The sequence below is a fragment of the Mesorhizobium sp. C395A genome, from assembly GCF_030323205.1.
Classification (GTDB): Bacteria; Pseudomonadota; Alphaproteobacteria; order Rhizobiales; family Rhizobiaceae; genus Mesorhizobium.
This window is the reverse complement of the sequence record NZ_CP100473.1, coordinates 4,150,129-4,172,261: the sequence shown is the minus strand read 5'-3', so window position 1 is coordinate 4,172,261 and position 22,133 is coordinate 4,150,129. Positions and strand designations below refer to the sequence as shown.

General features: G+C 63.4%; 23 protein-coding genes. 14 read left to right on the top strand and 9 right to left on the bottom strand.

Annotated features, from left to right (window positions below; genetic code table 11):
* Positions 1-38: 38 nt before the first annotated feature.
* The 4 genes from NLY37_RS20415 to NLY37_RS20400 all read right to left on the bottom strand — a co-directional run bounded on the left by NLY37_RS20415 (position 39) and on the right by NLY37_RS20400 (position 3,079).
* Entirely contained in the window at positions 39-857 is an 819-nt protein-coding gene (locus tag NLY37_RS20415) for an amino acid ABC transporter ATP-binding protein (RefSeq protein ID WP_023698474.1), read from the bottom strand.
* 4 nt (positions 858-861) lie between these two features.
* Positions 862-1,512, bottom strand: a complete 651-nt coding sequence (locus NLY37_RS20410) for an amino acid ABC transporter permease (RefSeq protein ID WP_023684027.1) — start codon at positions 1,510-1,512, stop codon at positions 862-864.
* 1 nt (position 1,513) lies between these two features.
* Positions 1,514-2,179 carry an amino acid ABC transporter permease gene (locus NLY37_RS20405; protein ID WP_023673106.1) on the bottom strand — a complete coding sequence of 222 codons (666 nt, stop codon included), beginning with the start codon at positions 2,177-2,179 and terminating at the stop codon, positions 1,514-1,516.
* Between the two features lie 69 nt (positions 2,180-2,248).
* Entirely contained in the window at positions 2,249-3,079 is an 831-nt protein-coding gene (locus NLY37_RS20400) for a transporter substrate-binding protein (protein WP_023673105.1), read from the bottom strand.
* A gap of 155 nt (positions 3,080-3,234) precedes the next feature.
* Here NLY37_RS20400 and NLY37_RS20395 point away from each other — a divergent pair, with 155 nt between their 5' ends.
* Complete coding sequence (locus NLY37_RS20395; RefSeq protein WP_023698476.1) at positions 3,235-4,050, top strand: IclR family transcriptional regulator; 816 nt, start codon at positions 3,235-3,237, stop codon at positions 4,048-4,050.
* Positions 4,051-4,074: 24 nt separating this feature from the next.
* On the opposite strand, the gene NLY37_RS20390 is transcribed toward NLY37_RS20395, so the two are convergent.
* Positions 4,075-4,278 carry a YdcH family protein gene (locus NLY37_RS20390; protein WP_023673103.1) on the bottom strand — a complete coding sequence of 68 codons (204 nt, stop codon included), beginning with the start codon at positions 4,276-4,278 and terminating at the stop codon, positions 4,075-4,077.
* 239 nt (positions 4,279-4,517) lie between these two features.
* Here NLY37_RS20390 and NLY37_RS20385 point away from each other — a divergent pair, with 239 nt between their 5' ends.
* The 6 genes from NLY37_RS20385 to NLY37_RS20360 all read left to right on the top strand — a co-directional run bounded on the left by NLY37_RS20385 (position 4,518) and on the right by NLY37_RS20360 (position 9,802).
* Positions 4,518-4,697 carry a YdcH family protein gene (locus NLY37_RS20385; protein WP_023684024.1) on the top strand — a complete coding sequence of 60 codons (180 nt, stop codon included), beginning with the start codon at positions 4,518-4,520 and terminating at the stop codon, positions 4,695-4,697.
* Positions 4,698-4,984: 287 nt separating this feature from the next.
* Positions 4,985-6,238: a flavodoxin-dependent (E)-4-hydroxy-3-methylbut-2-enyl-diphosphate synthase gene (gene ispG / locus NLY37_RS20380; RefSeq protein ID WP_023742770.1), complete on the top strand. Its 1,254-nt coding sequence runs from the start codon at positions 4,985-4,987 to the stop codon at positions 6,236-6,238.
* Between the two features lie 3 nt (positions 6,239-6,241).
* On the top strand, positions 6,242-7,099 hold the full coding sequence (locus NLY37_RS20375) for a lytic transglycosylase domain-containing protein (protein WP_023742771.1): 858 nt from the start codon (positions 6,242-6,244) through the stop codon (positions 7,097-7,099).
* Positions 7,100-7,113: 14 nt separating this feature from the next.
* Complete coding sequence (locus tag NLY37_RS20370; RefSeq protein WP_023742772.1) at positions 7,114-7,665, top strand: chloramphenicol phosphotransferase CPT family protein; 552 nt, start codon at positions 7,114-7,116, stop codon at positions 7,663-7,665.
* A gap of 167 nt (positions 7,666-7,832) precedes the next feature.
* Positions 7,833-8,969: a sterol desaturase family protein gene (locus tag NLY37_RS20365; protein ID WP_023742773.1), complete on the top strand. Its 1,137-nt coding sequence runs from the start codon at positions 7,833-7,835 to the stop codon at positions 8,967-8,969.
* A gap of 80 nt (positions 8,970-9,049) precedes the next feature.
* Positions 9,050-9,802: a Stf0 family sulfotransferase gene (locus NLY37_RS20360; protein WP_023742774.1), complete on the top strand. Its 753-nt coding sequence runs from the start codon at positions 9,050-9,052 to the stop codon at positions 9,800-9,802.
* Here the strand turns inward: NLY37_RS20360 and NLY37_RS20355 are convergent, their stop codons facing one another.
* From NLY37_RS20355 to NLY37_RS20345, 3 genes are all read right to left on the bottom strand, one after another.
* Positions 9,803-12,145 carry a response regulator gene (locus tag NLY37_RS20355; protein WP_023742775.1) on the bottom strand — a complete coding sequence of 781 codons (2,343 nt, stop codon included), beginning with the start codon at positions 12,143-12,145 and terminating at the stop codon, positions 9,803-9,805. It lies immediately after the preceding gene.
* 85 nt (positions 12,146-12,230) lie between these two features.
* The gene (locus NLY37_RS20350; RefSeq protein ID WP_023684018.1) at positions 12,231-12,416 is read right to left on the bottom strand and encodes a hypothetical protein; all 186 of its coding nucleotides are present in this window, start codon (positions 12,414-12,416) and stop codon (positions 12,231-12,233) included.
* Positions 12,417-12,453: 37 nt separating this feature from the next.
* Positions 12,454-13,473 carry a LacI family DNA-binding transcriptional regulator gene (locus NLY37_RS20345; protein WP_031195645.1) on the bottom strand — a complete coding sequence of 340 codons (1,020 nt, stop codon included), beginning with the start codon at positions 13,471-13,473 and terminating at the stop codon, positions 12,454-12,456.
* Positions 13,474-13,691: 218 nt separating this feature from the next.
* On the opposite strand from NLY37_RS20345, the gene NLY37_RS20340 reads away from it, so the two are divergent.
* The 6 genes from NLY37_RS20340 to NLY37_RS20315 all read left to right on the top strand — a co-directional run bounded on the left by NLY37_RS20340 (position 13,692) and on the right by NLY37_RS20315 (position 20,451).
* Entirely contained in the window at positions 13,692-14,525 is an 834-nt protein-coding gene (locus NLY37_RS20340; RefSeq protein ID WP_050588451.1) for an inositol monophosphatase family protein, read from the top strand.
* A gap of 61 nt (positions 14,526-14,586) precedes the next feature.
* The gene (locus NLY37_RS20335; RefSeq protein ID WP_023748323.1) at positions 14,587-15,612 is read left to right on the top strand and encodes an ABC transporter substrate-binding protein; all 1,026 of its coding nucleotides are present in this window, start codon (positions 14,587-14,589) and stop codon (positions 15,610-15,612) included.
* A 90-nt stretch (positions 15,613-15,702) separates the two neighbouring features.
* Positions 15,703-17,907, top strand: a complete 2,205-nt coding sequence (locus tag NLY37_RS20330; protein ID WP_245270995.1) for an ABC transporter permease — start codon at positions 15,703-15,705, stop codon at positions 17,905-17,907.
* Between the two features lie 56 nt (positions 17,908-17,963).
* The gene (locus NLY37_RS20325) at positions 17,964-19,022 is read left to right on the top strand and encodes an ABC transporter ATP-binding protein (RefSeq protein WP_023754132.1); all 1,059 of its coding nucleotides are present in this window, start codon (positions 17,964-17,966) and stop codon (positions 19,020-19,022) included.
* A gap of 98 nt (positions 19,023-19,120) precedes the next feature.
* Positions 19,121-19,594: a carboxymuconolactone decarboxylase family protein gene (locus NLY37_RS20320; protein ID WP_023673089.1), complete on the top strand. Its 474-nt coding sequence runs from the start codon at positions 19,121-19,123 to the stop codon at positions 19,592-19,594.
* Complete coding sequence (locus NLY37_RS20315; RefSeq protein WP_023684011.1) at positions 19,594-20,451, top strand: sigma-70 family RNA polymerase sigma factor; 858 nt, start codon at positions 19,594-19,596, stop codon at positions 20,449-20,451. Before NLY37_RS20320 ends, NLY37_RS20315 begins: the two co-directional genes overlap by 1 nt.
* A gap of 115 nt (positions 20,452-20,566) precedes the next feature.
* Here NLY37_RS20315 and NLY37_RS20310 read toward each other — a convergent pair whose 3' ends face one another.
* Positions 20,567-21,151: a TetR/AcrR family transcriptional regulator gene (locus NLY37_RS20310; protein ID WP_023742780.1), complete on the bottom strand. Its 585-nt coding sequence runs from the start codon at positions 21,149-21,151 to the stop codon at positions 20,567-20,569.
* A 105-nt stretch (positions 21,152-21,256) separates the two neighbouring features.
* Between NLY37_RS20310 and NLY37_RS20305 the strand changes: the two genes are divergently transcribed.
* The gene (locus tag NLY37_RS20305) at positions 21,257-22,072 is read left to right on the top strand and encodes an oxidoreductase (protein WP_023742781.1); all 816 of its coding nucleotides are present in this window, start codon (positions 21,257-21,259) and stop codon (positions 22,070-22,072) included.
* The last annotated feature ends 61 nt before the right edge of the window (positions 22,073-22,133 follow it).

The following is a 22,133-nucleotide window of genomic DNA, read 5'->3' as shown; positions in this document are numbered from 1 at the left end:
GCTTACACTTTTCCTGGAATTGCTTTGGGCCGCCCATGTCAGAAATGCGAGGCGCGGAACCGCGCCAGGAAAGAGCGCAGGCGCTCATTGGTGGTCTCTTCGGCAAGGATCTCCTTCGGCGGGCCAACAGCGCTGACACCGCCATCGGCCATGAAGACAATGCGGCTCGAAGCGTCGCGGGCAAAGGCCATCTCGTGCGTGACCATCACCATTGTCATGCCGTCTTCGGCCAGGCTGCGCACAACGGCCAGCACCTCGCCGACCAATTCGGGATCGAGCGCGGAGGTGATCTCGTCGAGCAGCAGGATCTTCGGCTCCATGGCGACTGCCCGCGCTATGCCGACGCGCTGCTGCTGGCCCCCGGAGAGTTCCGCCGGCAGGCTGTCGGCCTTGTGGGCGAGGCCGACGCGGCTCAGCCAATGCTCGGCGATCTGGCGCGCCTCGGCCTTGCTCTTGCCGCGCACCTTGGTGAGGCCGAGCATGATGTTGCCGGCGGCGGTGAGGTGCGGAAACAGGTTGAAGCTCTGGAACACCATGCCGGTTTCGGCGCGCATATTGGCAAGGTCGCGCTCGCTGCGCTTGGCAAGGTCGCGCTCGCTGCGCCGCTGGCGCGCGCCGGCCTCACGAAAACCGACCTCCTTGCCGTCGATGCGGATCGAGCCTGAGTCGTAGCTTTCGAGAAAGTTGACGCAGCGCAGCAGGGTGGTTTTGCCGCTGCCGGAAGGGCCGATGACGGTGACCACCTCGCCCCTGTCCACCTTGAGGCTGACCGAGCGAAGCACCTCGACCGAACCAAAGGCTTTCGAGACCCCGGCAATGTCGAGAAGGGCAGCATTGTCGTTCGAGCTTGTGGCCATCGTGCTAGTCCCGGATGAAGGCAAAGCGCCGTTCCAGCCGCCGGCTGGCGTAGGAAAGCGCATAGTTGACGGCGAAATAGATCAAGGCGCCGAGGATGTAGAGCGGCATCGCCTCATAGGTGCGGCCGATGACCTGGTTGATCGCCTGCATCAGGTCGGTGATGCCGAGCAGCGAGACCAGGGCGCTGCCCTTGACCGCATCGGTGACGCCGTTGATCCAGGGCGGCAGGAAGCGCCGGAAGGCCTGCGGAAAGATGACGTAGGTGAGCCGCTGGCGGAAGGTCAGCCCAATCGCCATCGCCGCCTCGGACTGCCCTTTGGGAATGGAGCCGACGGCGCCGCGGAGATACTCAATGACCTGCGCGGTCTTGAACAAGGTGAGCGCCAGCACCGCCGCCGAGAAGGATTGCAGATGCAGGCCGATGGCCGGCAGGCCGTAATAGACGAAGAACATCAGCACCAGGATCGGGATGCCGCGGATGGTGTCGGAGAAGATGCGCACGGCCCAGCGCAGCGGCGCCGGGCCGTAGACTAGGCCGACGCCGAGCGCGACGCCGGCAATCAGCGACAGCACCACGACCAGCAGCGACACCCACAAAGTGATGGCGAAGCCCTGGGCGAGGAACGGTACGGCGTAGAGGATCTGGCTCAGCATGTCAGCGCGCAGCCCTGAACCGGCGTTCGACCAGCCGCAGCCCGAAGAGCAGGGTGTAACCGGTCACCAGGTACATCGCCGTCGTCACCAGATAGACCTCGACGATGCGGAAGGTGTTGAAGTTGATCCACTGGGCGCCGAAGGTGAGCTCGGGCACCGAGATCACCGAGGCGATCGACGTGTCCTTGAAAAGCGAGATGAAGGTGTTGGACAGCGCCGGCAGCGTGATGCGCAGCATGGTCGGCAGGCGCACGTGAACCAACCGCTGCCAAGGCGTCAGCCCGATCGCCTTGCCGGCATCGAGTTGGCCGCGCGGCACGGCTTCCAGGCCGGAGCGGAACACCTCGACCAGATAGGCGCCGCTATAGACCGACAGCGTCAGCACGAACGAGGTCGGCGCGTCGTAGGCGACGTCGATCACCGTCGGCAGGCCGTAGAAGACGAGATAGACGAGCAGGATCAGCGGCACGTTGCGGATGAATTCGACGTAAGCCGCAATGATGGCGCGCACCACGCGTCCGGCCGAGACATACCAGACCGCCAGCATCAGGCCGATGACGACGCCGATGGCAATCGAAATCACGGCAAGCTCGAGGCTGAGCAGAAGGCCGCCCCACAGCTTGTCGAAATGCCGCCAGATCAGGTTGAAGTTGAGCGTATAGCCCATGCGTCTCCCGCAATAACCAAGGGGATGCGAACTAGAAGGCAGAAGGGCTAACCCTTCCGCCAGCACTTGTCAGACAACCGGGAAACCCGGATGGCGGGCCGGCGGCTCCTGGCCGAAATAGTCCTTGAAGGCGGCGTCGTAGAGTGCGGTCTCATGGCCGAACATGGCGATGGTGAAGGTCTGGTTGACGAAGGTCAGCCAGTCCAGGTCGCCCTGCCTGACCGCCGCGCCGTAGAGCATCGAGTACCAGCTCTTGCCGGCATCGAAATATTTGTCGGGGTTGCGCGAGGCCAGCCAGCGCACGGTTGAAAGATCGACAGCGGCGGCATCGGCGCGTTTCGATTCCAGTGCCTGCAGCACATTGGCCTGGGTGTCGATCTGCAGCACCTGCGCCTCCGGCAGGGCGTAATGGACCGAGCTTTCGGCGTCGACATTCTGCAGGATCGAGATGCGCGTCGCCGAACCGCCGGCGAGCAGCTTGTCGAAGGTCTTGTTTTCCGCGGTCGGCAGCGTCAGCAGGGCGACGCCCTCGACATAGTATGGCCTGGAGAAGTGGATCAGCTGCGAGCGCTGCGCGGTCATGGTCATGAACTGGATGGTAATGTCGACCTTGTTGGTGGTGACATTGGGGATGCGCTGCGCCGGATCTTGCATGACGAACTCGACCTTGCTCGGATCGTCGAACAGACCCTTGGCCAGGATGCGGCCCATGGTGATGTCCATGCCGACCAGCTCGCCGGCATCGTTTTCGAAATGCCATGGCGCGTTGGTGCTGCCGGTGCCGACGATCAGCTTGCCGCGGTCAAGCGCGGTGCGCAGAACGCTGTCGGATGCGGCTTGTGCCGCCGCCTTTTCGGCGCTGACAGCGGTCATCACGCCCGCCGTTGCAAGCCCGGCCATGCCTAGTTTCAGAAAATCTCGCTTGGATGCGTCGTTCACTGCGACCTCCTGTTGTTTGAGTTCCCCTTACAGACACACGTGTCGCCGACCTGATTGTCTCTTACAATAGACACATGTATCCTATACAAGACAGATACTAACATCAGGAATCAGTTATGCAAGACAGCAATGGACTCACGGATCGGGCGGAGCTTGGTCCAGCCGGGAGCCCGACGCCCGACAAGACCTCCGGCTCGCGCGAGAAGGGCCTCAACCGGGTGCTGGAGATCCTGGACTTCCTGCATGTTACGCAGCGCGCCATCGGCATTGGCGATCTCGCCAAGGGGGTGAATGCGCCGCGCTCCACCACCTATACGCTGGTGCGTTCGCTGGTCGATGCGGGTCTCCTGGAGATGGAGGGCGACGGCAACCGGGTCTATTTCGGCAAGAAGCTCTACCTCTATGGAATGGACTATGTCAGGGGCAACGACCTGCTTAGGCGGGGCCGGCAGGAGGTCGACAATCTGTCGCGCGAGACCGGCGAGACCTCCGAATTGTGCATGCTGCAAAGCGGGCGCTATACCATCGTCCATTCCAGCCCCGGCACCAGGCCGTTCCGCATCAGCTCGGCCACCGGCCTGCAGATCCCGCTGCCATGGACGGCATCGGGGCGGCTGCTTCTGGCCGGATTGGAAAGGGCCGCCATCCAGGACATGGTCTCGGAAGACGACCTTTTGCTGCCCGACGGCCGCAGGCTGCAGTTCGACGACTTCGTTGCCGATATCGCGACGGCCAGAACGACCGGCTATTGCATCACTTCGGGGCTGGTCGACGCCTACACCAAATGCCTGGCCGCCCCTGTCTTCGCGGCCGCCGGCAAGGTCGAGGCGACGATGTGCCTGGTGGTGCCGATCGACACTTCAGCGGAGAAGACCGACGAATTGCTGACGTTGCTGCGCCATCGCGCGGCGCGGCTGTCGATAGCGGGGTGAGCAGTTAGGCCCCGAGGCCGTCGGCTAAGCGATGATGTCCGGAATGATCTTGTCTTCCAGCGCCATCAGCCGGTCCTTGAGGAAAAGCTTCTTCTTCTTCATGCGCTGGATCTGCAAGGGGTCGCAGCCCATGGCGATCATCGCATTGATGGCCGCGTCGAAATCGGCATGCTCCTGCTTCAGGCGGGAAAATTCGAGGCGGACATCGGCCTTTTCCTGGTCGGACATTCTCTACCGTCTGCATGTCTGCGGCGCCCGGCAATGGGCATGATTGGGCGGGGGCGGCATCAATTGCCGCCGGCGCGCAGCCAATATCACATATCACATTGTCGTGGAATGCTACCACGCAGCATTCGACATCGCAGCCGGATGGTGGCAGACTGTCATGGTGCCGTCACAGATGCGACCTGCGGTGGACGTGCCTTTGACGGCTGCAATCGAGGAAACCATGAAAGGGAGAACCAATCATGTCTCTTGCATCCCATCTTGATGAGTTGCAGCGGAAACACGGTGATATCGAACGCGAGATCGACGATGCGATGAACCATCCATCGGTCGACGACCTCGAAATCGTGAATCTGAAGCGACGCAAGCTGGCACTCAAGGACGAGATTGAAAAACTGAAGGCGAAACCGACGAGACACTGACGCCCTTCCAGGATTAGACGCGCCGCCTTGGCGCGTGACTATCGCTCCGGTGGCGACATGCCGCCGGAGGCCTGTTTTTGCTACTAATTCCCATACTGTTGGCCGGCGAAACCCGTCTGTGGGGTCGCCGCGCTGCTGCGATTTGGCGGCTCTGCTTGTCTGTCGCCATTGACAAGCCATCTTTGCTCCTCCACCTCATGCCCGAACCTCAGCGCTATGCGCTGATAGCTGATTGAGCGTGCGTCGACGTGGACGTGTGTCGCTCGGGTGATCAAGAGGCTGCCGGCATGACCGGGTATTTTTCCTCCCCCTTTGCGCGCCGGACATCGGTCGGCGTCGATGTCGGCGGCGTGGTCGTCGGCGGCGGCGCGCCGGTCGTCGTGCAGTCGATGACCAACACCGACACGGCCGATATCGACCAGACCGTCGCGCAGGTTGCGGCTTTGCATCGCGCTGGCTCCGAGATCGTGCGCATCACCGTCGATCGTGACGAGAGCGCCGCCGCCGTGCCGCGCATCCGCGAACGGCTCGAGCGGCTCGGCATCAATGTGCCGCTGGTCGGCGACTTCCACTATATCGGGCACAAGCTGCTGGCCGACCATCCAGCCTGCGCCGAGGCGCTGGCCAAATACCGCATCAATCCCGGCAATGTCGGCTTCAAGGACAAGAAGGACCGCCAGTTCGCAGCGATCGTCGAAATGGCGATCAGATACGACAAGCCGGTGCGCATCGGCGTCAATTGGGGGTCGCTCGATCAGGAGTTGCTCACCCGGCTGATGGACGAGAACCAGAGCCAAGGCTTCCCGCTGACGGCGCAGGAAGTAACCCGCGAGGCGATCGTGCAGTCGGCCATCCTGTCGGCCGAAATGGCCGAAGAGATAGGCCTCGCCCGCGAAAAGATCATCCTGTCGGCCAAGGTCAGCGGCGTGCAGGATTTGATCGCGGTCTATACCGAGCTTGCCACGCGTTCCAACCATGCGCTGCATCTTGGCCTCACCGAAGCCGGCATGGGATCCAAGGGCATCGTCGCCTCGTCGGCTGCCATGGGCATCCTCTTGCAGCAAGGCATTGGCGACACCATCCGCATCTCGCTGACGCCGGAGCCGAATGGCGATCGCACGCGTGAGGTGCAGGTCTCGCAGGAACTGCTGCAGACCATGGGCTTCCGTCAGTTCGTGCCGATCGTCGCCGCTTGCCCCGGCTGCGGTCGCACGACCTCCACCGTGTTCCAGGAGCTCGCCCAGAACATCCAGGCCGATTTGCGCAAGAACATGCCGGTCTGGCGGGAGAAATATCCCGGCGTCGAGAACCTCAAGGTCGCGGTGATGGGCTGCATCGTCAACGGCCCCGGCGAATCCAAGCACGCCGATATCGGCATATCGCTGCCCGGCACCGGCGAGACGCCGACCGCACCCGTCTTCGTCGACGGCAAGAAGTCGGCGACGCTGCGCGGTCCGTCGATCGCCGCCGATTTCGAGAAGATGGTTGCCGACTATATCGAGCAGCGGTTTGGCCAACACGGCAAGGCTGCGGCCGAATAAGCCATGCGGGGGCTGCTCAAAGCCGGTGTGATCCTGCTCTGCGGGCTGGGTGCCGGACAGGCGCTCGCCGATCCACCGCAATCGCGCTCGGCGGCGAAACGATTGATTGGCCGTGTCTGTGACCTGATCGAGACGCATGCCGAGCGGAACGGCCTGCCGAAGGATTACTTCGCCCGGCTGATCTGGAAAGAAAGCCGCTTCGATCCCAATGCGGTTAGCCCGGTCGGTGCCGAAGGCATCGCCCAGTTCATGCCGGGCACCGCCAAGATGCGCGGGCTGGCGGATCCTTTCGACATCGACCAGGCGATCCCGGCTTCGGCGAAATATCTCGGCGAGATGAAGCTCGCCTACGGCAATCTCGGCCTGGCGGCGGCCGCCTACAATGCCGGCGAGAACCGGGTGTCGCGCTGGCTGGGTTCGGGCGGCTTCCTGCCGATGGAGACAGAGAGCTATGTCTTCGACGTCATGGGCGAACCCGTCGACAAGTTTTCCGACAGCGCTTACGCCGGGACGGTCGAGCCGCTCGACGCGAAAACCAGCTTTGCCGTCGCCTGCCGCAAGCTGCCGGTGATCATGTCGAGAACCGTGGCGATGGCGTCGATCAATGTGAAGCCATGGGGCGTCCAGGTGGCCGGCAATTTCCGCAGGGGCGCGGCGATCAATCAGTGGCTGAGGGTCAGGAGCCGGTTTCCGGCGCTGCTTTCCGGTCGTGACCCGGTGGTCAGCCGGGTGCGCACGCCGATCGGCCGACGCGGCATCTACGCCGTCAGGATCGGCGTCGACGACCGTGCCGCCGCCAACGTCATCTGCCAGAAACTGCAAAGCGTCGGCGGCGCCTGTATCGTCGTGCGCAACCGATAGGCCGAGGGGGCGACATGACGGCCAAAATCGTCCTGCTTAATGGCGTCGGCAGCGCCGGCAAAAGCTCGATCGCCAGGGCGCTGCAAACGATCGCCACCGAGCCCTTCCTGCATGTCCAGATGGATGCTTTCATCGACATGCTGCCGCCGGCGCTGCAGGATCATGCCGACGGGTTTTCCTTTGAGACGGTGCTGGAGGACGGCAGGCCGTCGGTGGTGATCAGGAGCGGACCGGTCGGCGCACGAACCATGCGCGGCATGCGCCATGCCATCGCCGCCATGGCCGGGCAAGGCAACAATCTCATCGTCGACGACGTGATCTTCAATGACGAGATAGCGGAGTATGTCGAGTTGCTGTCGAGCTTTGACCTGCATCTGGTCGGCGTCATGGCGCCGCTGGAGGTGCTGGAAGCGCGAGAGGCCGCGCGCGCCGACAGGCTGCCCGGTCTGGCGCGCTGGCAATATGGACGCATCCACAGGGGCATAGACTACGACCTCGAAGTCGACACCAGCCGGCTGACGCCGCTTGAATGCGCCCGTCGCATCCAGGAAAGATTCCGACTATAGTGGCCGGTGTCTTTGACACGATCGCAGCTTTTACCAATTGCCCCAAAAGCCGATAGCCGTCTCTGGCCTGCAAAGTCGTGTCGATTAAATATTTATGAGCCCTGCTGTAGTAAGACGGGTGGAAATTTCCGGCGAGACCTTTTGAAGGCCGTTAACGGGGGAACATCATGCCGGTGACAAATTTCCTTAGACGCGTCGTCGGTGAACTTGAAACGCCGCGCGCCAAACGGCCGTTCGGTTCTGGCTGGCTGTCCGGCTCGATTGGCTTGCTTGCCGGGGTCACCGCCCTGCTGATGGTCATCGTGCTGCGCTACCCGTCGCTTACATCGATGCCGGATCTGGCCCCCATCCACCAGATGCTGTTCTTCAAGCCGGTGCTCTATTTCGTCCTCATCTCCGGCTATATCCTGGCGATCCTCAGCATGACGCTGCGCAGGCAAAAGACGCTCGGCGCGGCAGCGATGTTCACTGTGCTGCTGGCGTCGCTGGTCGGCATGCTTCCGGTGCGCCATCAACTGCACATCGACGGGGTGTTCTTCGGGCTCGATTTCTTCATCCTGAACGCCTTGTTCATGGGTGTGCTGTTCGTCCCGCTCGAACGTCTTTTCGCGCGCAACAAGGATCAGACCGTGTTCCGCGACGAATGGCGCGAGGACCTGTTCTACTATCTGGTCTCATCGCTGCTGGTGCAGATTTTGACCTACCTGACCTTGGCGCCGTCCAACTTCGTCAATGCACAGGGCGCCCTTGGTTCGGTGCGCGCCTGGGTCCACGACTTGCCGTGGCTGGTGCAACTGATGGCGGTAATGTTCCTGACCGACCTTGCCCAGTATTGGGTGCATCGGGCCTTTCATCGCATTCCCTGGCTGTGGAAGTTCCATGCCGTGCACCATTCCGCCAAGTCGATGGACTGGATTGCCGGTGCGCGCATGCATTTCCTGGAAATCATCGTGCTGCGCAGCCTGACGGCCACCCCGATGTTCGTGCTGGGGTTCGATGAATCGGCTATCCAGACGTATATATTGATCGTCTACGTCTATTCGTCGTTCATCCATTCCAACATCGGAACCAGTTTCGGTCCAGTCGAAAAGGTGCTGGTGTCGCCGCGTTACCACCACTGGCATCACGGCCTCGAAAAAGAAGCGATCGACGTAAATTTCGCCATCCATTTCCCGCTGCTCGACCGGCTGTTCGGCACCCATCATATGCCCGAAGGGCGCTGGCCGAACGGCTACGGCATTCACGGACATCCCGTTCCGAACGGATACTGGCAGCAATTCCTCTATCCCTTCCGGCGCGGCTAGACTGGAGCCTTTCGCGAAGCGCGCGTGTCACCGCGCCCTGGCGGGGTTAGCCCAATCCATGACAAGCGACAGAGTCCCAGATGCTTGACGGCTACATAATCTGCGGCACGCCGAGAACCGGAAGCACCTTGCTGTGCGGCCTTCTGGCCTCGACGAAAACAGCCGGCGATCCGCACTCATTCTACCGGCGGCAGGACAAAGCGGAATGGGCCGAAGAGTGGAAATTGCCGCATCCCGAGACGATGAGCGCGCATGATTTCGACGTCGCCTATCTCGGTGCGGCAATCAGCGCGGGAAGGGGCGGAACAGGCGTCTTCGGCTTGCGCCTGATGCGGGAAAACCTGGGTGAACTCTCGGCCATCCTCGACCGGATCTACCCAGACCTGCCATCGGACAAAGCACGCTTTGAAAAGGCCTTCGGCCGGATCCTCTACATCCATCTTTCGCGCGAAAACAAGCTGGCGCAGGCGGTGTCGCTGATCAAGGCCGAGCAGACTGGGCTTTGGCACATCGCGCCCGACGGAACCGAGATCGAGCGGGTCGCACCGCCGCAGGAACCCCGCTACGATTTCAAGCGGATCCAGCGCGAGCTTGCCGAACTCGAAGCCTATGACGCGGGCTGGAATGTCTGGTCCGCGGAGCAGGGGATCGTCCCGCTGCGCATCGGCTATGAGCGCCTGTCAGCCGATCCGGCAGCGGCATTGTCATCCATCTGCAAGGCCCTGGGCGTTCCGGCGCCGAATGCCGCCGACGTAAAGCCGGGCGTCGCCAAGCTCTCCGACGAGACCAGTCTCGACTGGATGCACCGCTATCGTCTGGACGCGGCGATTTGATCAAGCCCTCTTTACCGCCACCGTTTCGCTGAGCCATGTGCCGATCTTACTGCCGAGGCGGTCGGGCGACACCGGCTTGGGCAGATAGTCGTCCATTCCGGACTCGATACATTTGTCGCGGTCGCCCTTCAGTGCGTGAGCGGTGACGCCGATGATTGGTGTGTGATTGCCACTCGCTGCCTCCGCCGCCCGGATGGCGCGGGTCGCCTCGTAGCCGTTCATCTCCGGCATGGAGACGTCCATGAGGATCAGCTTCGGCCGCAGCGCCCGGTACATCTCAACGGCCGTGCGGCCATTGCTGGCGATGCGGTAGCTGAGGCCAAGCCCATTGAGGATTTGGCCGAACACCAGCTGGTTCACGTCATTGTCCTCGGCGATCAGAATATCGATCGGGCCGTTTGGCGTGGCGATCGATTCAGGCACTGTGGCCGCCGGAATTGCCGGGCCGCGAATGACGGTGAAGGCGGGTAGCGTCACGGGTGCCGCCTGCGGAACAACAGGCTCGCGAACGAACTGGGCCTTGCCGATCTGGGCCCGCGCTTTCTGGATGGCCGAGATGACGGTGCCGAGCAGGATGGCCGAGCGCGCCGGCTTGGTGAGATGCGCGGCGATGCCGAAATCGATGACCATCTTGCCGAAATCGACCTGGTCGACGGAGGTCAGCAGCACCACCGGGATGGCGGAGAGACGGCTGTCGGCGGAAATCGCCTTGGCGACATCGGCGCCGTTCATGCCGGGCATCTGGTAGTCGAGGATGATGCAGTCGACCGCAGCACCGAGCTGGCTGGCCCGGTCTAGAAAGGCGAGGCCGACGGCGCCGCTTTCGGCGGCCGCGCAGTCGAAGCTCCAGCTTCTGAGCTGTTCCAGCAAGATCTCGCGGTTGACCGGGTTGTCGTCGATGACCAGCACGCGGGCGCCGGTGACATCGACCGGCACGACCTCGTTGCGCGTGTCCTGCTGATGCGCCGGCAGCGGCACGGCGAACCAGAACACCGAGCCGCGGCCGATCTCGCTTTCGACGCCGATCTTGCCGCCCATCAGGTCGATGAGGCGGGCGGCGATGGCAAGGCCGAGGCCGGTGCCTTCATGGCGGCGCGTCGACGAGCCGTCGACCTGCGCGAATTTCTCGAACACGTTCTCGAGCTTCTCGGCAGGAATGCCGATGCCTGTGTCCTCGACGCGGACCTTGAGCTGGACCATGCCGTCGACCACCTCGCCGCCGACATCGATCAGCACATGGCCCTTCTCGGTGAACTTCACCGCATTGCCGAGCAGATTGGTGACGATCTGACGGAACCGTCCGGCATCGCCGACGACATGGGCAGGCAGGCGCGGGTCGACACGCACGATCAGCTCGAGGTTCTTTTCGGCGACGCGCGCCGACACCAGTGTGGCCACGTCCTCGACCGCTTCGGCAAGCCGGAAGGGTGCAGGATCGAGCGTCAGCTGACCGGCATTGATCTTGGAGAAATCGAGGATGTCGTTGATGATGGTGAGCAGCGCATTGCCGGACTTGACGATGACTTCGGTGAAGGTTTTCTGGCGCGCGTTAAGCTCGGTCTTGGCGAGCAGTTCGGCCATGCCCAGCACGCCATTCATCGGCGTGCGGATCTCATGGCTCATATTGGCCAGGAATTCCGATTTGGCGCGGTCGGCCGCTTCGGCCTTGAACAAGGATGCGGCGGATTCGGTGAAGGCGCGGCGGATCGCATTTTCCATCGGCCGGAAGATCCAGAGGGCAACGATGGCAAGAACCGCGAACAGAAGGCCGCTTGCCCACAACAGCAGCCTGTCGCTGGAGGCGTCGGCCAGATGGCGTTCGCCATCCATGGCGGTACGCACACGCACCAGCATCGGCTGGACGAACAGGTCGTTCTGGTTGAGGATTTCGCGCGAACTCCATTCGTCGGTCTGTTGCGCCGCCGACATCAGGTTGAAGTTGCGCACGATGTCGCGCGACGACCAGAACAGGTCGCCGTTGACGGCGGCCGACGAGAGTTCGTCCAGCGTTTTGGCCGACAGGCTCGGCTTGATCGCGGCCAACTCCGCGGACAGTGTTTCGATCTCGCTGGTCAGGCGTTGCGAATGGCCGCGCGCTGCGGCGGAAAGGCCGTCACGGGTTTCGGTGCGCCAGGTCGTGCTGGCGGTTTCGGCAAAGCTGGAGGCGTTGCGCAGGTCGCGGGTGAAGACGACGAGATTGCTGCTCAGCGCGTCGATGTCGTGGCGGAAGGAATTGACGCGATTGAGCGCAAACATCACCGCGGTGGAAGCCAGCGCAAAGATGAGCAATCCCGAGATGTAGCGGATCCGGATCGAGCGGATGAAGAAAGAATATTCCGGCATGCGCAACCCCAACACATACGCATCATTTTAACGGTCGGGATTACGCTTGATTTACATTAAAATTCCGTTCGCGCCTGGCGGGCCGTCAAGATCCTGGCTGCACGTGCCCGGAGTTGGCGCCATAGAGGGTGGCATCGCATTCGCGCATCATGCGCAGTGCTTCTTCCTCGGTCAGGCCGAACTTGCGCATCATGCTCCGGATTTCGGGGCCTACAGCTATCTCCACCGGTCTTGCCGCCTGGCGGGTCTTCCTGGCCTTTTTCTTGGACATCAGTACGTTTCCCGTCTTGACCGACACATGTTTCGCATCAGCCCTGGCCCGGCCTCACCGTGCTGCGCCAGACCATGGGCGCATGGCAGATCAGGCGGCTGCCAGCCTCCTCCCGCGCGCCGGTCGCGAGCCGCACGGCGCGCCTGGCGATCTCCTCGATCGGCGGCGAGAACGTCGTCAGCCGGTAAGAGGCCCAGTCGGCCTGTTCAATGTCGTCAAAGCCGATGACGCAGAGATCGCGGGGTACGTTGATGCCGAACTCGTGGCGGGCCGCATCGAGAAAGCCGCACGCAATCAGGTCGGTCACGCAGAACGCCGCATCCGGCCGCTGCCGGCCGGAAAAGAGTCGCCTGGCGCCATCGGCTCCGGTGGCATAGCCGGTGCGGCCCTCGCGCCACACGGTCACCTCCAGCCCTTCCTTCTGCGCGGCGGTAAGGAAGGCGGTTTCGCGGGAGAGCAGGCTGGGCGTGCCGGCAGCCGAGGTCACCAAAGCGGGGCGGGTACAGCCGGCCCGGATGAAGGCATGCAGCGCTGCCTCTGCGGCTGCAGCGTTGTCGACACCGATATTGTGCGGGCCGTCGAAGCGGTCATCGCGATTGATCAGCACCAGCCGCTGGCCGTTCTCAAGACAGGTGCGGATCAGCAACTGCGGCGGCGAGCCGGACAGAACGATGCTCGCATCGGCGCGATAGTTCAGCGTGTTGCGCAGCGCCTGGTCGACATGGTGGCTGGGGCCGGAGGTGTTGAACACCATGGCCATTTTGCCGGCGTCCCGCAGATGTTGGGTCAGCGCCTTCTGCAGGCGGGCATGATAGGGCGTGTCGCCATCGGCAACGATGAGGCAGACAATGCCGGTCGAGGCCCGCATCAGGCCGCGAGCCAGATGGTTGACGTGATAGCCGAGTTGCTCGGCCGCCAGCATCACCCGCTCGCGGGTTTCCCCGGAAACGGAAGCGCCGGGCGTGAAGGTACGTGACACGGCCGAGCGCGAAACCCCGGCGAGGTCGGCAACCTGCTGGGCGCTGGAAAAACCGGTGCGGATTCTCGGAACCGTCAAGCGAACGCTCTCGCTGCTGTTTTCGTGATTCTTTGCACGCCCGTGCAATGTAATGCAACTCTTCTGCCATTGCCACCCACCGCACTTGACAGGCATGGCGGAATGCAACAGCTTTGCACAGCCGTGCAATACAAGCCGGCTCAAGAGTGGCATCGGAGGAATACCCTGTCCATTTCGCCGAAGACGGCATTGAGGGCGCGACTGTCCGGACCGGCTGCATGAGCAGGGCGGCGGCGCATCCGAAGGCGGACCGGCTGTCCGAGGCCGAGATGGACAGGCGTGCCGAGGTCTGCCGGAAACTGCTTGTCACGGCCGGGCAACTGGCGATGGAAGGCTATGCCCGGCAGGGCGCCGTCCAGCCGGTGGCGATGAAAGGCCCGCAGGATTTTCTCACTGAAACCGACGGCAAGGTCGAGGAGCACATCCGCGCGACGCTCGCAGAGGCTTTTCCGGAGGACGGGTTTTTGGGCGAGGAAGGCGGCGGCATCGGCTCTGCCCGCATGTGGGTCGTCGACCCGATCGACGGCACCGCCAATTTCATGCGCGGTATTCCGCATTTCTGCATTTCGATAGCTTTCGTCGAGGACGGCCGCAGCGAGATCGGCGGCATTGCCAATCCGGCCGTCGGCGAAACGTACTTTGCCCGTCGCGGGCAAGGCGCGACGCGCAATGGCGCGCCGATCCATGTGTCGCCGACGCAAGCGTTCGACCGCGCCTTTGTCGAGTTCGGCTGGTCGCCCAGGATTCCCAATCGCGACTATCTGGACAAGGTGAGCCTTGTCTGGGCACTCGGCGCCAATGTGCGGCGCTCCGGCTCCGGAGCGCTTGGGCTGGCCTATGTGGCCGACGGCCGCTCGGATGCCTATGCCGAGCTGCACATCAATTCGTGGGACTGCCTGGCCGGATTGCTGCTGGTGGAGGAGGCCGGCGGCCGGGTGAACCGGTTCCTCGACGGCGACGGCATGGCGAAGGGCAATCCCGTGCTTGCGGCAGCACCCGGTGTTGCGGCGACATTGTCCCAGGTGATCGGAGTGCCGCTCGACGACGGGTAGATCGTTTCCAGTGAGAAGACAGGGAGGAATATCGATGAAGACATTTGACAGTAAGCAAGGCTTGCGCGCCGCCTGGCTTGGCCTTGGCGCGGCGCTGGCCATGTTCGGATTGGCGAGTGCCGCCCAGGCGGCCGACCGCAGCCTCACAATGTATTGCGCCGTCGACGAGGCCTGGTGCCGGGCGATGGCGACCACCTACCAGAAGGAGACGGGCGTCAGCGTCGACATGACCCGCATGAGCGCCGGCGAAATCTACGCCCGCCTCCGGGCCGAGAAGGACAATCCGCAAGCCGATATCTGGTGGGGCGGCACCGGCGACCCGCATCTGCAGGCGGCGGAAGAGGGCCTCACCCAGGAATACAAGTCGCCGCAACTGGCAAACTTGCGCGACTGGGCGCTGAAGCAGGCCGACAGGTCGAAGAACCGCACGGTCGGCATTTATCTCGGTGCACTCGGCTATGGCTATAATGAGGAAGATCTGAAGCAGCGCGGGCTGACCGCACCGGCGTGCTGGGCCGATCTGGTCAAGCCGGAATTCCAGGGCGAGATCGAGATGGCCGACCCGAATTCATCGGGCACGGCCTGGACCATGCTTGCCACCATCGTCCAGCTGATGGGCGAGGACAAGGCATTCGATTATCTCAAGCAGCTCAACAAGAACATCGCCGAATACACCAAGGCAGGGGCCGCGCCGGCGCTCGCCGTCGGCAAGGGCGAGACGCTGATCGGCATCTCCTTCCAGCACGACGTGATCAATGCCGCGAAACAGAACCCTGCCGTGAAGGTGGTGTCGCCTTGCGAAGGCACCGGCTTCGAGATCGGTTCGATGAGCATCGTGACGGGCGCCAAGCATGCCGAAGAGGCGCAGAAATTCTACGACTGGGCGCTGAGCCCGGATGCGCAGAAGCTCGCGGCGCCGAACGGCAGCTTCCAGATCCCGTCGAACACCGCCACGCCGGTGCCGCCCGAGGCGCCGGACCTCTCAAAGATCAAGCTGATCGACTACGACTTCGCCAAATACGGCTCGTCGGCCGAACGCAAGCGGCTGTTGAAGAAGTTCACCGATGAGGTCCGCAATGGCGGCTGAGCGCGTTCTTTCGCGCTCACTCTAGCATCTGATCGCCGGCTGCCCCTCGGGGCAGCCGGCGCACCATCCTTTGGCACAGAAAGACATTGAATGGCCGCGGCCGGTTCCATGGTCAGTTCCGCTCCTGGACGCAGCGCGCTCCCCTGGGTAATGGCCGCGTGGGCGAGCTTCGTGCTCTTGCCTTGGTACAAGGTCGAAGGCGGCTTCCTTTCGTTCGACTGGCTGGCACAGCCGGCGGATGCGACGCCGGTCATCATGCTGGCGCTCGGTGGCCGGCCCTGGCTGTTGCCGCTTGTCCTGCCGCTTCTGCTGGCGAGCTGGCTGGTGGCGCGCAATAACCCCAAGAGCCTGGCGGTTGCAGGCGCGGCGGGCCTGCTGTGGCTGGCCATCGAAGGCTTTTCCATCATCCATTCGGGCTGGGGATTTGGCTTGCTTACCCAGATCGCCGGCACGCCGGGACCGATGCAGCCGGGGCTTGGCTGGGGCGCGGCGCTCTATGCCGTGGCGATGCTGATGTTCATCGCCGAGGCGCTCGCCGCGCGGGGATGGTGCAAGGGCGACCGTTTCGTCGTCGGCTCGCTCTCAATCGTGATTGCTTCGCTGATCCTGTTCGTCGCCTATCCGCTGCTGTCGATCCTCACCTCGGCCATCAAGGACAATGACGGCAATGTCGTGCCGGCGCTGTTCTTCGATAAGATCTTTAGCGCCAACATATGGAGCCTGCGCTGCCTCTATGGCGAGGGCTCCTGCGGCGTGGCGTGGAACACGGTGGCGATCGCAGTCCTCGTCGGCTTTTTCTGCACGGCGCTTGGGCTGGCTCTGGCGCTGATTGCGCTTCGCACCAAGCTGCCGGCCAAATGGCTGCTGCGCGGCCTGTCCATCCTGCCGATCATCACGCCGCCCTTTGTCATCGGCCTGGCGCTGATCCTGCTGTTCGGCCGCGCCGGCATCGTCACCAACCTCATGTCGATGCATCTCGGCATTCCGCGCAGCCGCTGGATCTACGGCATGGCCGGCATCACCATCGCGCAGGTGCTGGCCTTCACGCCGATCGCCTTCCTGGTTCTGGTCGGCGTGCTGCAAGGGGTCAGCCCAAGCATGGAGGAAGCATCACAAACCCTGCGCGCCAGCCGCTGGCGCACGTTTCGCACCGTCACCTGGCCGTTGATCCGGCCGGGGCTGGCCAGCGCCTTCCTGATTTCGTTTATCGAGAGCATGGCCGATTTCGCCAATCCGCTGGTGCTGGGCGGAAACTTCAACGTGCTGTCGACCGACATCTTCTTTGCAGTGGTCGGTGCGGCGCACGACCAGGGCCGCGCGGCGGTGCTGGCGATCGTGCTGTTGATGTTCACGCTGGCAGCCTTCGTCATCCAGCGCCGCTGGATCGGCAGCCGCAGCTACGTCACCGTCGCAGGCAAGGGCGATGGCGGCGTACCGGCGACGCTGCCCAAGGCCTTACGGATCGGCTGCTACGCCGCCGTCGTTCCGTGGCTGGTTCTGACCATCGTGGTCTACGGCATCATCCTGGGCGGCGGTTTCGTGCAATCGATCGGGCGCGACAACACGCCGACGCTCGAATATTTCCTCACCGCCTTTTCGATCGAGAAAGGCGTCAATGGCTGGTTTTTCAGCGGCTCGGCCTGGCCGTCGCTGCTGATGACCATCGGCCTGGCGCTGGTGGCGATGCCGTTCACCGCGGCGCTCGGCATCCTGACGGCCTATCTGCTCGACCGGCAGCGTTTCGCCGGGCGCACGATGTTCGAATTCCTGGCGATGATGAGCTTTGCGATTCCCGGCACGGTGATCGGCGTCAGCTATATCCTTGCCTTCAACGTGCCGCCGGTGCAGTTGACCGGCACCGGGCTGATCATCGTGATCTCCTTCATCTTCCGCAACATGCCGGTGGCGATCCGTGCCGGGCTCGCCAATCTCGGACAGATCGACAAGAGCCTGGACGAGGCATCGCTGACGCTTGGGGCGCGATCCTTCGCCACCTTGCGGCGGGTGATCCTGCCGATCCTGAAGCCGGCGATCGTGACCGCGATGATCTACAGTTTCGTGCGCGCGGTGACGGCGGTCAGCGCCGTCATCTTCCTGGCGAGCGGCCGGTTCAATCTCGCCACGGTCTACATTGTCGGGCGCGCAGATGTCGGCGAATACGGCATCGCGATTGTCTATTCGGCGGTGATGATCGTTGTCATGATGGTCATCCTCATCGGCATCCAGCTGCTGGTCGGCGAACGCCGGCTCGGCCGGCGCCGTGCGGGTCCGGAAGCCGTCGTGGCGGCAATCTGATGGGGAGAAGCGGCGTGGATCAGACGGCGAAGAATGCTGCCCCGGTTGTCACGGACATGCCGGCCGTGCGGTTCGAGGGCGTCACCAAGAAATACGGCGCGGTGATCGCCGTCGACAATGTCAGCTTCGACATCGCGCCGGCCAGCCTGGTGACGCTGCTCGGGCCCTCGGGTTGCGGCAAGACGACGACGCTGCGGCTGATCGCCGGACTGGAACAGACCAGCACCGGGCGCATCCTGATCGACGACAAGGACGTCACCTTGCTGTCCGCCGCTGAGCGCGATGTCTCCATGGTGTTCCAGTCCTATGCGCTGTTTCCGCATATGAACGTGATGGAGAATGTTAGCTACGGCCTGCGGGCGATGGGGCTTGGCAAGGCGCAGGCAGCCGAGCGCGCCGCCGAAAAGCTGTCGCTTGTCGGCCTGTCCGGCTACGAGAAACGCCAGCCGAGCGAATTGTCCGGCGGCCAGCAGCAGCGCGTCGCGGTGGCGCGCGCTATCGTGCTGGAGCCGAAGGTGCTGTTGTTCGACGAGCCGCTGTCCAATCTCGACGCCAAGCTGCGCCGGCGGGTGCGCGACGAAATCCGCGGCCTGCAGCAGGATCTGGCACTGACCATGGTCTATGTCACGCATGACCAGGAAGAGGCGCTCGCCGTCTCCGACCGCATCATCGTCATGAACGCCGCTCGCGTCGCCCAGGACGGCACGCCGCGCGACCTCTACAACGAGCCGACCAACCGCTTCATCGCCGACTTCATGGGCGACGCCAATCTGCTCGACGTCGAGGTGCTTTCCAGCAATGCGACCAGTGCAAGGGTCAAGGTCGGACCCTTGCTGCTCGACATGCCGGGTCGCGGTAACGCTCCGGGGCCGGCGATGCTCGCTGTGCGCCCGAATGCCGTGCGCATCTTGCCCGGCCAGCCAGCGGGCACCATGAAGGGCCGGGTGGTCAAGAGCTCGTATCTCGGCGACCACATGGAATACCGCATCGCGATCAGCGATCCGGCGGTCGAACTGTTCGCGACATCGCCTGATGTCACACCCGCCGTGGCGGAAGGGACGATGGTCGGGATCGATTTCGATCCGGCGAAGATCGTGCTGATCAAAGACGATTGAACGCGCCGGGAAAGCACCTTCGAAAAAATCCAGCCTGAATGTCACACCGGCCGGACCTGCCTCGTCATGATGGCGTACCCAACACAAGGACTGCAATCATGACTGCCAAAATCGACCTCTTCGCCGCCGCCCCTGCGCTGATCAAGCAGTGGCAGCGCGCATCGACCGAACTCTCCGTCGCCGCCGGGCTCGAGCACAGCCTCAACGAGCTGGTGAAGCTTCGGGCGTCGCAGATCAATGGCTGCGCCAACTGCATCAATCTGCATGCCACCGAAGCGCGCGAGAATGGCGAGACCGAGCAGCGCATCTATCTGCTGCCGGCCTGGCGCGAAGCGCCCTGCTACAGCGACCGCGAGCGTGCTGCGCTCGGCTGGACCGATGCGCTGACGCGCCTCTCGGAAGGACAGGACCGCGAAAGCGCCTATGATGATCTTAAGGCGCATTTCACCGAGGAGGAGCAGGTGAAGCTCACCGTTTTGATCAACATCATCAATGGCTGGAACCGCATCGCCGTTGGCTTCGGGCTCTACACCGACGCAGCAACGATACGCGCCAGCGCCAAGGCGGCCTGATGACGGCGACGGCACCCGACGACGCGGCAGCGGGCTTCGGCCCGCTGCGTCCGAAGCTGATGCGGGTCGCCTATCGCATGCTGGGCTCGGTGAGCGACGCCGAGGATGTCGTGCAGGATGCCTTCATCCGCTGGATGGGGACCGACCGCTCGCAGGTTCGCGAGCCAGAAGCGTTCCTGCGCCGCACGGTGACGCGGCTTTGCCTTGACCAGCTCAAATCCACGCGGCGCCAGCGCGAGACCTACATCGGCCCTTGGCTGCCCGAGCCGATCGTCGAAGAGGACGATCTTGAAGATGTCACCTTGCCGCTGATGTTGGCGCTGGAGCGGCTTTCGCCGCTCGAGCGGGCGGCCTTTCTGCTGCACGATGTGTTCGGACTGGAATTCGAGGAGGTCGCGACCGCCATCGAGCGCGATTCAGCCGCCTGCCGCCAGCTTGCCGCTCGCGCACGGGGCCATGTCCGCGAGGCGCGGCCTCGCTTCAAGGTGGAGAAGCAGCGTGGCCTGGAGATCGCCGAAGCCTTTTTCGCGGCATCGCGCAGCGGCGACATGCAGGCGCTCGGCGCGCTGCTGACGGAAGATGTCAGCGCTCATGCCGATGGCGGCGGCAAGCGTCCGGCGGCTTTGGCGCCGGTGCTGGGCTTCGACGCCGTCATGAAGCAATACGCGCAAGTCGCGGCCTGGCTGCGCGACAATCGCTCGACGCTGGTGCGCATCGGCTTCGTCAATGGACTGCCGGGGTTCGTCACGCGGGAGGCCGATGGCGAATTGCAGACGACCGCGCTTGACATCGAGGACGGGAAGATCGCGGCCGTCTATGTCATGCGCAATCCCGACAAGCTCAGGCATCTGCGTTAGACCCGATTGAATCGGAGCGAAATACCGGTTCGGCCCGCCTCCAAAAGCCGGCCCTTCCTGTGTGCGACCCGAGGACGATGTCAGGGCTGCCCTTTGCCGCTGCCGCCACCGACCTCTAGGATGCCTTCTCCCCGTCACGTGGCTGGATCAGCCTGCGCGCGGCATCTGCTCCTGCCGCAAGGAAGCGATCCGACAATTCGGTCCCTGCCACCGCGCGGGCCAGTTGAAGCGCGCCGATGAGGGTCGCAAAGACGCCCATGGCAACGCCTTCCGGATCCCTGGCCTGCGGAAGCGCTGCAGACAGCTGGCGCACCAGAACCAGCAAGCGTTCGGTATAGACTTGTCGCGTTTCGAGCGGCTGACGCGCGAGTTCCGGGAGCAGCGCGGCGTTGGCGCAGCCCGTTCCCGGATTGTCCCGGTGCGCAGCTGACAGATACGCCGCTATGCCCATCTCCGGACCACCGGCTGCCAATACCTCCTGCAGTTGCTGCGACTGGGCCTCCAGTGCCGCTACAAGGCTTTCACGCACAAGCTCCGCCTTGGACTGGAAATGCGGATAGAAGGCTCCGTTCGTCAGTCCGGCGTCGCCCATGATGGCTGCCAGTCCGGACGCGGCGATGCCGTCACCGCGAAAACGCTGGGCTGCGACCTCCACGATGCGATCGCGGGAGGCGTCCTTTCGGCCCTTTTCGTAGCGCATGGCTACTATTCCTTTCTGCTATTGCATTACGGTCGTAATTTGATATTATCATCATAATTCAACCAGCGAACGAAAGCTAGCCCCAGTGGCTTTGGAGCATAAAAAATGAATGCGAACTCTGGAAAGACCGCAGTCGTGACCGGAGCCTCTTCGGGCATCGGCCGCGCCAGTGCCGAGGCCTTGGCGCGGGCGGGGTATACCGTCTTCGGGACAAGCCGCAGCAAGGCCGGCAACGGCCCGGCTAAGGTGTCCATGCTGACCTGCGACGTGACCGACGGGGAGTCCGTCAGCGCCCTCGTTGCAACCGTGCTGGCCCAGACCGGTCGTATCGATCTGCTGGTGAACAATGCCGGTGTCGGCCTGCTTGGCGGCGCCGAGGAATCTTCGGTCGCACAGGTGCAGGTTCTGTTCGACGTCAATCTGTTCGGCGTCATGCGCATGACCAATGCGGTGTTGCCGTCGATGCGGCGCCGCGGCCAAGGGCGCATCGTCAACATCGGCTCGATTCTAGGATTGGTGCCCGCGCCATACTCAGCGCACTACTCGGCGGTCAAGCACGCGCTGGAGGGCTATTCGGAATCGCTCGATCATGAGGTTCGCGCCTTCAACATTCGCGTCTCGGTCATCGAGCCGGCATTCGTGCGCACCGTCTTCGACCAGAACGGCATCGAGCCGGATTCCCTGTTGAAGGACTACGATCAGGCGCGCGCCGGTCTCAAGGCGCTGCTTGCCGATGTGATGCCCAAAGCCGATCGGCCGGAAGTGGTGGCGGATGTGGTCGTCAAGGCAGCGACCGACGCCCGTCCGCGACGGCGCTATACCGCAGGGAAGGCAGCGCGCCAGGTCAGCCTGCTGCGCCGCTTCGCCCCCGCGGAGATGTTCGACAAGACCTTGCGCAAGCAGTTCCGCTTGCCGGTCTGAACAACGGCGGGACGGAGAATTTCACGCACAGACAGCAGGCCAACAGACACTTTCAGAAAGT

Bases quoted from the DNA above. Each gene is read 5' to 3' on its own strand.
- NLY37_RS20395 (WP_023698476.1), top strand. From the start codon at position 3,235: ATGCAAGACAGCAATGGACTCACGGATCGGGCGGAGCTTGGTCCAGCC.
- NLY37_RS20305 (WP_023742781.1), top strand. From the start codon at position 21,257: ATGAATGCGAACTCTGGAAAGACCGCAGTCGTGACCGGAGCCTCTTCG.
- NLY37_RS20355 (WP_023742775.1), bottom strand. From the start codon at position 12,145: ATGCCGGAATATTCTTTCTTCATCCGCTCGATCCGGATCCGCTACATC.
- NLY37_RS20340 (WP_050588451.1), top strand. From the start codon at position 13,692: ATGAGCAGGGCGGCGGCGCATCCGAAGGCGGACCGGCTGTCCGAGGCC.
- NLY37_RS20315 (WP_023684011.1), top strand. From the start codon at position 19,594: ATGACGGCGACGGCACCCGACGACGCGGCAGCGGGCTTCGGCCCGCTG.
- NLY37_RS20325 (WP_023754132.1), top strand. From the start codon at position 17,964: ATGCCGGCCGTGCGGTTCGAGGGCGTCACCAAGAAATACGGCGCGGTG.
- NLY37_RS20415 (WP_023698474.1), bottom strand. From the start codon at position 857: ATGGCCACAAGCTCGAACGACAATGCTGCCCTTCTCGACATTGCCGGG.
- NLY37_RS20360 (WP_023742774.1), top strand. From the start codon at position 9,050: ATGCTTGACGGCTACATAATCTGCGGCACGCCGAGAACCGGAAGCACC.
- NLY37_RS20375 (WP_023742771.1), top strand. From the start codon at position 6,242: ATGCGGGGGCTGCTCAAAGCCGGTGTGATCCTGCTCTGCGGGCTGGGT.
- NLY37_RS20400 (WP_023673105.1), bottom strand. From the start codon at position 3,079: ATGGCCGGGCTTGCAACGGCGGGCGTGATGACCGCTGTCAGCGCCGAA.
- NLY37_RS20370 (WP_023742772.1), top strand. From the start codon at position 7,114: ATGACGGCCAAAATCGTCCTGCTTAATGGCGTCGGCAGCGCCGGCAAA.
- NLY37_RS20365 (WP_023742773.1), top strand. From the start codon at position 7,833: ATGCCGGTGACAAATTTCCTTAGACGCGTCGTCGGTGAACTTGAAACG.
- ispG (WP_023742770.1), top strand. From the start codon at position 4,985: ATGACCGGGTATTTTTCCTCCCCCTTTGCGCGCCGGACATCGGTCGGC.
- NLY37_RS20405 (WP_023673106.1), bottom strand. From the start codon at position 2,179: ATGGGCTATACGCTCAACTTCAACCTGATCTGGCGGCATTTCGACAAG.
- NLY37_RS20310 (WP_023742780.1), bottom strand. From the start codon at position 21,151: ATGCGCTACGAAAAGGGCCGAAAGGACGCCTCCCGCGATCGCATCGTG.
- NLY37_RS20385 (WP_023684024.1), top strand. From the start codon at position 4,518: ATGTCTCTTGCATCCCATCTTGATGAGTTGCAGCGGAAACACGGTGAT.
- NLY37_RS20320 (WP_023673089.1), top strand. From the start codon at position 19,121: ATGACTGCCAAAATCGACCTCTTCGCCGCCGCCCCTGCGCTGATCAAG.
- NLY37_RS20410 (WP_023684027.1), bottom strand. From the start codon at position 1,512: ATGCTGAGCCAGATCCTCTACGCCGTACCGTTCCTCGCCCAGGGCTTC.
- NLY37_RS20350 (WP_023684018.1), bottom strand. From the start codon at position 12,416: ATGTCCAAGAAAAAGGCCAGGAAGACCCGCCAGGCGGCAAGACCGGTG.
- NLY37_RS20390 (WP_023673103.1), bottom strand. From the start codon at position 4,278: ATGTCCGACCAGGAAAAGGCCGATGTCCGCCTCGAATTTTCCCGCCTG.
- NLY37_RS20330 (WP_245270995.1), top strand. From the start codon at position 15,703: ATGGCCGCGGCCGGTTCCATGGTCAGTTCCGCTCCTGGACGCAGCGCG.